The organism is Photobacterium sp. OFAV2-7 (assembly GCF_022347985.1).
In the GTDB taxonomy this organism is placed as follows: Bacteria; Pseudomonadota; Gammaproteobacteria; order Enterobacterales; family Vibrionaceae; genus Photobacterium.
The window spans coordinates 1-8,693 of sequence record NZ_JAKRFQ010000109.1; the positions used below are offsets into that span (position 1 = coordinate 1).

The 8,693-nt window shown below is 47.6% G+C and carries 9 protein-coding genes; 2 read left to right on the forward strand and 7 right to left on the reverse strand.

Annotation, left to right across the window (positions count from 1 at the left end; genetic code table 11):
• The 5 genes from MHN01_RS08705 to MHN01_RS08725 form a co-directional block, all read right to left on the reverse strand.
• Nucleotides 1-2,126 (reverse strand): efflux RND transporter permease subunit (locus MHN01_RS08705; protein ID WP_239410992.1); only part of this gene is annotated, 2,126 nt, incomplete at its 3' end.
• 11 nt (nt 2,127-2,137) lie between these two features.
• The gene (locus tag MHN01_RS08710; protein ID WP_239410993.1) at nt 2,138-3,223 is read right to left on the reverse strand and encodes an efflux RND transporter periplasmic adaptor subunit; all 1,086 of its coding nucleotides are present in this window, start codon (nt 3,221-3,223) and stop codon (nt 2,138-2,140) included.
• 163 nt (nt 3,224-3,386) lie between these two features.
• Complete coding sequence (locus MHN01_RS08715) at nt 3,387-4,268, reverse strand: LysR family transcriptional regulator (protein ID WP_239410994.1); 882 nt, start codon at nt 4,266-4,268, stop codon at nt 3,387-3,389.
• Nucleotides 4,269-4,379: 111 nt separating this feature from the next.
• Nucleotides 4,380-4,994 carry a GNAT family N-acetyltransferase gene (locus tag MHN01_RS08720; protein ID WP_239410995.1) on the reverse strand — a complete coding sequence of 205 codons (615 nt, stop codon included), beginning with the start codon at nt 4,992-4,994 and terminating at the stop codon, nt 4,380-4,382.
• Between the two features lie 78 nt (nt 4,995-5,072).
• On the reverse strand, nt 5,073-5,918 hold the full coding sequence (locus tag MHN01_RS08725) for a helix-turn-helix domain-containing protein (protein WP_239410996.1): 846 nt from the start codon (nt 5,916-5,918) through the stop codon (nt 5,073-5,075).
• 245 nt (nt 5,919-6,163) lie between these two features.
• Between MHN01_RS08725 and MHN01_RS08730 the strand changes: the two genes are divergently transcribed.
• The gene (locus MHN01_RS08730) at nt 6,164-6,391 is read left to right on the forward strand and encodes a nitrite reductase (protein WP_239410997.1); all 228 of its coding nucleotides are present in this window, start codon (nt 6,164-6,166) and stop codon (nt 6,389-6,391) included.
• A gap of 70 nt (nt 6,392-6,461) precedes the next feature.
• On the opposite strand, the gene MHN01_RS08735 is transcribed toward MHN01_RS08730, so the two are convergent.
• Nucleotides 6,462-6,911, reverse strand: a complete 450-nt coding sequence (locus MHN01_RS08735; RefSeq protein WP_239410998.1) for a hypothetical protein — start codon at nt 6,909-6,911, stop codon at nt 6,462-6,464.
• Between the two features lie 152 nt (nt 6,912-7,063).
• On the opposite strand from MHN01_RS08735, the gene MHN01_RS08740 reads away from it, so the two are divergent.
• Nucleotides 7,064-7,966: a LysR family transcriptional regulator gene (locus MHN01_RS08740; protein WP_239410999.1), complete on the forward strand. Its 903-nt coding sequence runs from the start codon at nt 7,064-7,066 to the stop codon at nt 7,964-7,966.
• A 38-nt stretch (nt 7,967-8,004) separates the two neighbouring features.
• Here MHN01_RS08740 and MHN01_RS08745 read toward each other — a convergent pair.
• A partial coding sequence (locus tag MHN01_RS08745) for a GGDEF domain-containing protein (protein WP_239411000.1) occupies nt 8,005-8,693 on the reverse strand: 689 nt, incomplete at its 5' end.

Below are 8,693 nucleotides of genomic sequence, written 5' to 3' on the forward strand. Positions count from 1 at the left end.
GGAACCAGTACCTTGCTCTGCTGGCGCCAGTCATCACGGATGTACTTGGTATGCGGGTTAGCAGCCAGTACCTCCTGCGCTTGCTGTGATAGCTGGTGCAGTACATCAGGATCCGGTCCGATGAAGCGCGCCTCGATACTGTACTTATCCTTGGTGGCCAGCTTCAACGGACGAAAGCGTGGTTCGGCATGCGGAAACTCAGTCTTCAGCCACTGGTCGCCACGTTCGACCAGATCGACAATTGAGTCATAGTCCCGGGTGTTGATCAGAATTTGTCCGTAGCTTGCATCAAAAGGCTCCGGCTCGACAGTTACCGAGAAGCGCGGGGCGCTGGCACCGACAAAGGTCGAGATGTTCGAGACTTCTGGCTGTGTCAGTAGCCATTTTTCAATTTTCTTCATGTCGTCGGAGGTTTGCTCAATCTGGGCACCGTTTGGCAGCCAGTAGTCAAGGAAGACCATAGCCCGATCTGAGCTCGGCATGAAATTGACCGATATTTTGGGTACAACAAAGGCAGTAATAGCCAGCAGCGGGATCAGGAGCGTAAGTGTCTTTAGAGGACTGCTCACTGTAAAGCTTACCGCTCGGTAGTAGAGAGATGGTTTGGCGGCTGCATTAGTATCAGCGTTTGATGGTTTCGGTTTGATCCAAAGCCAGCACATCAACGGGGTGACGGTCATGGCGACCAGCCACGAAAGCAAGAGTGACGAACACATGACCCAGAATACCGAGACGGCAAACTCGGCGGAGTCTGTCTGCGAGAACAGTACCGGGGTTGCCCCCATGATAGCTATTACGGTCGCCCCCAGCAGCGGAATGGCCGTTTCCTGAATGGTTTCCCGGCAGGCTTTAAGACGTTCAACCCCTTTATTCAGCTTGGCAATGATCATGTCGGTCACCACGATGGCGTTATCGACCAGCATACCCAGCGCAAGGATAAAGGTACCCAGTGAAACCCGCTGGAGATCGATAGCGGTGAGCTTCATGTAGATCAGCGTCAGCAGAATGGTCAGAAGCAGGCTGCTACCGACGATCAGTGCACTCTTGAATCCCATGAACAACCACAGGATCACGACCACAATTGCGACACTTTCGAGCAGGTTGGTGACGAAGTTGTTGATTGATTTCTCAACTTCCTCCGGCTGAAAGGCAATAGTGTTGATATCGACGCCGATAGGCAGCTCTTGCTGGTAGTCGGCGATGATAGCGTTAAGCGAGTCACCCAGCGATACAACGTTGATGCCATTAACCGGGCTAACCGCCAGGGTAATGGCATCCAGTCCGTTGAAACGGCTTTCAGAGAGCGCCGGAGTTTGGTAGCCCATTGAAATTTTGGCGATATCGCCCAGGCGGATCAGGCCGCTGCCAAGATTGCCGACACCGCCTCTGATGGTCAGGTTACGGATATCATCTAGCGATGTAAATTCACTGCCCTGATCGATTCGGATTCGTTCGATACCGGCCTTGAAGCTACCGGCATCATAGGTCATGTTCTGGCTGGCCAGTTGGTTGAGTACCTGCGCAGAAGAAAGGCCGTATTCGGCTAGACGCTCGTCCGGCAAATCAATATTGACGACCTGATTTCGCACGCCATGCAGTTCGATTTTTTTGATCCCTTCAACGGTTTTCAGGCGTCGTTGCAGTTCTTTGGCGTACAGGCGCAGCCGGCTGGGTTCGACACCGTCACCGGAGACGGCAAACAGCATGCCGTAGACTTCCGAAAACTCATCTTGAACAATGCTGATCTGGGCTGTCGCCGGCAGGGTTAGCTTGCTATCAGCCACTTTGCGGCGTAGCAAATCCCACTGTTGGGGGAGTTCTTTAGAGTTGGTGGCTTCCTGCAAGTCGACGAAAATCATCGAACTGCCCGGGCGGGAGAGCGAACGCAGCTTCCACAGCGACCCCATTTCCTGCAGTTTGGTTTCGATTTTGTCGGTTACCTGTTTTTCGACCTCGGCGGCCGATGCCCCCGGGTACAAGGTAACGATGACGGCACTTTTGACCGTGAACGACGGATCTTCAAGCTTACCCAGCTTGAAGTAGGAGAGGGTACCGGCAATGATGCACAGCACGCAGAAGAACGAGACGAAGGTCCGTTGCTTGATAGCAAATTCAGCTAGATTCATTGGCATCACCTCTATTGAACCGCGGAAACGACTTGGGTCGAACCGACTAACTGGTTGGGTTCGAGGTAATGGGCGCCGGCCGTAACTAGCTTGTCTCCGGACTGAACATTGCCGGAAATACAGGCCTGGTCGCGATGAGCAGACTGGATATCGACAGGGCTAAGAACCGCTTTACCGTTTTTCACCACGAACACGCCGGTGCCATTATCGGAGCTGATAATGGCAGAATAAGGCACGCAGTAATTGTCCTTGGTTTGTTCGTAGGTAATATCTAACTCTATTGCCTTGCCGGGCAGCAGGCTGATGTTATCGCTATCCAGTACATAGGTGAGGGTGTAAGTTTGCTTGATTGGATCAGGTAAAGTACTGGTTTCTGTTAGCTGCGCGGGTATCGTTTGCTCTGCACCGTACCAGCTTACTGTGGCTGTGGTGGCGTGACTGACCTGCGAGGCCAGGCTCTCCGGAACATCAATCACAGCCTGTAGTTGTTCTGGTTGATGTAGCGTGAACATCGGAAGACCGGGGGCAGCCTGCTCAAATTGCTCGTTGAATCGCTTGCCGATAACTCCGTCAAAAGGGGCTTTGAGCTCGGTATAGCTCAGGGCATCCCTGGCTTTTTGCAGGTTCTGCTGCACCACTTTTACCATTGCGTTACTGCGCTTGTATCCGCTTTGCGCCCGGTCAAGGTTGACAGCAGCGATGGCGTTGTCGCCAGTGGCCTGCTTTACCCGCTTGAGTTCAATGGCAGCTAGTGCCTGGGCGGCCTTGGCCTCTTCCAGGCGAGCTTCCAGCTCCATGACTGTTACCTGATAGTCATGAGGATCCAGTCGGGCGATAACCTGTCCTTTGGAAACAGCGTCACCGGTACTGACCAGCACTTGCTCAATCGTGCCGGGAACCTTGAAAGCCAGGTTGGCACTGTCTACGGCTTCAAGCACACCGGAGAAGCGTTTGATCCCCTGTTGGCTGTTTGCTCCCAGTTCGATAACCTGCACCGGGCGAGGGGATTTGTCGGCCAGCTTGGCCGGGGCTTCTGTACAACCGGTTAGCACCAGAGCGGCTAACGGGGCCAGAAGAAAGAGTGATGAATGTTTCATGATTGACTCCCACTGTCATTTGGGAGCCATTGTAGGGATTTGTGTGCTAGCGATATGCATGCAAGCGTGCGAAATACTGTCACGAAAAACGTGACAATAAGTCGGTTTCTTTGCGTCTCGCCGCAGATGTCAGGTTGGCATTAGGTTAATACCTGTGACAAAGCTAGAGGATCTTGGGGATCTCTGTAAGCAAGTGATCGATGAGCAGTCGAGTAGCCCGGCTAACGCCGTGACGGTCCGGGTAGAGTAACCACAGATCTTCATTTTTAGATTGATAGTCAGGCAATACCCGAACAAGCTCGCCGCTTTCCAATGCACTGACAGCCAGCAGCAAGGGTAAAAAACCCAGTCCCTGCCCGGCAATCATAGAGCGCCGGATAAAGTTGGTGCTGTTGCTACTGAGTTTAGGAAATACCTTGATGTTGCTATCGGTAAAATGCCAGGTATCTTCAAGGCTGCCGTCTGGCCAGCGATAACAGATACAGCGATGATTGGCGATATCATCAACACTCTCCGGCATACCATGCTGCTCGATATAACCTGGGCTGGCGAGCAGAAATCGGCTGAGGGCGGTGATTCGGCGAGCAATGTAGCTTGAGTCCTGAAGCTGCCCGACATGAAAGGCCAAATCTAGTCCTTGTTCATAGATGTCATGGTAGCTATTGCTGCTGAATCGTACATCCAGCTCAATCTCAGGGTATTGTTGCTGGAAGACGGCCAGGATCGGCTGGATAGCTTCGTCACTGTCAGGCAGGATCCCCATTTTGACTTTGCCGACAGGCCTGTCGTCCAGTTTGTCGATGGCTTCCTGGGCTCGTTCGATCCCTTCAACCACTTTCAGCAGTTCCTGGTAGTACACCTCGCCATGCTGGGTAAGGCGTAGCTTGCGGGTGGTACGGAAAAACAACTGGGCATTCAGGTGTTTCTCAAGCTCGCCGATCCGCCTGCTTACATTGGCTCGGGGAAGATCCAGCGCGTTTGCCGCGGCGCTAAAGCTACCGAGCTGAACGACGGATGTGAAGAGTTTGAGATCGTCGAGACGCATAACAAGATTGCCTAACTGAGTGAGAAACTCGGGTTAGTGTGGCTCAACCTGAAGCAGCAATCAATCTCTACCAATGCTGCTTCTGACAATAGTGAAGCTTCTAACGATGAATTAACCTTGGTGTCGTTTTGGGTATTGTACTTTAAACTGATCAAGGGTTATGCCAAACCACAGCCGGTCGTCAAACCCGTTCTCGAGGCGGTAGTAGTCTTGCTGGCGACCTTCCAGAATGAACCCTGTTTTTTCAAGTACCCGTACCGAGCCAAAGTTACCGGCGTAGCAGTCTGCGCAGACTTTATGTGCCCCGAGCTGCTCAAAGGCCAGTGTCGTTGCAAACTGGCAACCGAGCGTGCCAATCCCCTGTCCCCATGCGTGCTCTGGTAACTGGTGACCCACTTCGAAATTGCCTGCCAGCATCATAACCGGGGTTATACCGAGCATTCCCATGTAAGTTCCTTCGGCATCCCGAATGACCAATGTCGGGCTGTCTGGCCATTCCTTATTCGCGATGGCTTGCCGGGTGTTTTCAATAATCGGTGTGAAAAACACTTCATAGACTTCAACCGGAGAGGGGGCAAAATACAGGTACTGGTTTACAGCCGGGTTTCCTAGCATTTCAACGATATCGTCAAAATCACTCTGTTGAATCAGCCGAACCGACAATGTGTCGTTCAGCGCGCACGAATGACCTTGCTTAAGTAATTGGTATTTATCTTGATTTTGCATTTTTAAGTGCTTTCTTTGCTGTTGATAGCAATATCTTAGCGCTGGCCCGGCAGCAATGATTGAACAAAAACGACAATTTTAAGATGATTCAAAGTCACCATAGATATCGATGATGAGATTTCTCGTATTGAGGTAACTGCCGGGTGTTTCACCGATTGACTTTTTGAGCATTCGGATCAGATGCGGTTGATCGCTGAAGCCAAACTGCGCGGCGATACTGGCCCAATCCAGCTGTTCTTCGGGCTGCTGGTAGATAAAAAGCAATAACTTGTCGAGTTTCAGCATCAGTTCGTATTGCTTTAAGGTAAGTCCGGTGACTTTGGTAAATGATCGCTCCAGGGTTCTTCTTGAACACGCTAACTTATGTTCGATGCCATGGGCTGCTTGGTGCGCCAAGATCTGCAGGGCCTGGTTTACGAGCAGGCTGTGGCGATCTTCGGTTGTCTGCCCGATGATGACAGCAATATGGTTATCTAATGCTTTTATAACTCGGTGTTGATCTGTTTTAAACGGCAAAAGTGCTTCGAGATCTTTGGGTTGCAGCAGCGAATGAATGGCAGGTAAATCATTAAATGTCTGGTTTATGGTCGTTTTACCGTCTAGGCCAAAGAGTTGGTATTGTGCGCCGGGAAGGAATTTTATCCCGAGCCTCAGTACCTGCTTGTCATCCAGCAGTGTCAGGGCCCGTGTCGACGGCATAATAATATGCGAACCGGTTTGCGGCACAAGCTTACTTCGATTTTTATCTGCATACTGATAATGATGAATGGCATCAGGTGGTGTTATTACCAAGTGACAGCTTGGGTTTGGGATCAGTACGGGGGATGGTCTTTCCATCTCTCCATAGTTGACCTCGAGTAACCAATAGCACTCTACAAACTGGGCGACGGTTGGATCTAAAGGGGCCTTCTTCCAAGTATTCATTTTTGCATTAATGCTGAAGAGAATAATTTATTTTACCAGTCATAATTGATTATTGGAGGCGGTTTCTATGTGTTAGTCAGAATAACTGAACCTTGGCGATATTCGTATGGTTAGTTGGTAGGCTTCGCTAACTGATAAATATAGGTAGAAAAAGTCACTGTAAGTGTTTGATTTTATTTGCCATCATCTTGGTGTAAAGTTTGCTAGTCATTGATGTAATTAGAAAACTACCAGAGGACAATGAAATGGAATTTACCGGTGTTGCAATAGTGGCAATTGTTTTTGCCTCTATAGGGTTACAGCGTTATTTCAAACATAAGGCTGAGATGAAAAAGCTCGAAAGCGAGGGCAGTAGCAGTGAGGTTCAGCAGCTGCGCCATGAACTGCGAACATTGCAACAACGTGTCGATGTGCTTGAGAAAATAGTGACAGATAAAGGGTATCAGTTGAAAGAAGAGATCAAGAACCTGTGATGAGTCTCGCCTCCTATCAACCTCGGCTGTCATGAGGTTGAAGGAGGGCATAGAGAAAGAAGAGTTACTGTCAGCATTCCATGATTCGTTTTAGTTCTTTAACGGCTTCATTTGCTCTAATCGATAGATCATTAGCTAAGCCAATAATCAACTCATCATCTGCCCTGAGTTCCAGGTTACGACTGAAATACGTAAGCTCGATGATACAACTACTCTCACTTGTTTCTGAGAAATTAATCGTCATCTGGGGGAGAAGAGGCTCTAAGTCCCCTTGCGTCATAAATAAGCGATTTTGTTCCATCTCTTTAACTTCGATTATTAAATCGACAGTACCTTGCGGCAGAGAGAGAGTCTCTACATACTGCTTCCCCACTTGACCGTGTTCAAGATTGTTGATTGCTTTGATGCTATCAATTCCAGGAAACCAATTACGGTAATTTTCCATGTTTGTAACATAGGAAAACACTTGCGTTATTGGCTGGTCAATTTGCTGTTTCTCCTGAGCTAGCTTTATCATCATTTTTTCCTATCAGTGAATATAGAGGTCCTGAGAAAGTAGTATTAACTTCTCGGTAGAGAAAATATAATCACAACATTGAGTTACCTAAAGCTAACAATGGTTACTTCTTGATTAACCATTTGGAACGCAAAATCGAGCGGGAGGTAAAAGCCATGTCCAAATATACCCAATATCGAGTGTTTGTTACTGTCGTTGAAGCGGGCAGTATTAGCAAAGCAGCCCTAAAATTACACTACTCTGCTCCAGCCGTGAGTAAGCAAATCGTAGCGTTGGAGAATAGCCTGAAAGCTCAACTGTTTAGTCGTTCACACAAAAAAATTCAGGTAACTGAATCTGGCAAAAAATTTTACCAAAGATGTAAAAGCGTATTGGCAGCGATAGAGAGTGCTGAAGATGAATTGCTGTCTGAACAGGATGCAGTTACTGGTGAATTATCGATAACTATGTCGAAATCGCTTTGCCGTTCAAATATATTTGATCTGATAAAGGGCTTTAGCGATGAATACTCAAATATCAGGTTTAACATTAGCTTTAGTGATGAAATCGAGAACCTTCATGAATCGAATATAGATTTTGCGTTCAGGTTGGGTCAACTTCAAGACAACAATAACGTTATTGCCATTCCTCTCTTAGACACACAGCTTGTTGCCTGCGCGACTCCTGAATATGTTAAACAGCATGGCTTGCCAAATAGCTTTAACAATCTTGGAACAGGAAGTTTAATGTTGAGCTCATCACTAAATATGTCAGAAGAATTACGTCGTTTTCTTAAGAAAGAGGATGTACTTGTGAACGAGCACCCCCCACATGTTAGTGATGATATTGAAGCAGTATACCATTCTGTTAGGTCTGGTCTCAGTATCGGTTTTATGCTTGATATCTCCGTATCAAGAGAGATTGAAAATGGCGAATTTCTTAGTCTTCTCCAAGAAAGAAAATTGCCCAAGAAACGGCTATATTTACTTTATAAAAAGACCGAATGGAAGAGCCAGAAGCAGCAGGTGTTTAAAGAGTATATTAAGTCACACATGAAACAAGCCTTAGCTAGAAAGTAGAAAGAGTAGTCCGCGGGAAACCGAGGTGACTTTTATTTTTACAGGCTTTGAATGCAGACTTTGTTTCGGCCGGTTTCTTTGGCTTTGTATAAAGCTTCGTCTGCCTTGCGGTACAGGCATTGATAGCAATTATCGCGATGTGTTAAATCTGTCGCGCCCATGCTGATCGTGACTTTTATTTTTTTGCGATCATGGGACGATACCGAACTTTGGGCAATATCTTCCCTTATTCGCTCCGCCAGCTTTAGTGCCGATTGTAAATTGGTATGCGGGAGTAGCAGAGCAAATTCTTCTCCGCCAATGCGGCCTATAATATCTTCCTTCCGTAGCGTACGCTTGAAGATATTGCTGATAGAAACCAATACCTCGTCACCGATATCGTGTCCATAGTTATCATTAACATGCTTGAAATGGTCGATATCAGCGATAATTAGTGATAACGGGGTGTTATGCCGAATAGAGCGGGATATTTCTTTTTCTACCTGCTCAAGAAAATACCTGCGATTAGCAAGTAATGTCAGAGAATCAGTATTGGCTTGTATTTGAAGTCGTTTTTGGGTGTTGTACAAATCAGTGATGTCGGTAGAAACGCCGCATAAACCAATCACCTCGTTGTTGATACTGATAAGTGGAATTTTCACTGATTTATAGATGAAAATTTTTCCCGAACACTGAAGTTGGTTTCTTTCTTGTACTTCTATTCTTTTTCTGTTTTTTAATACAAATT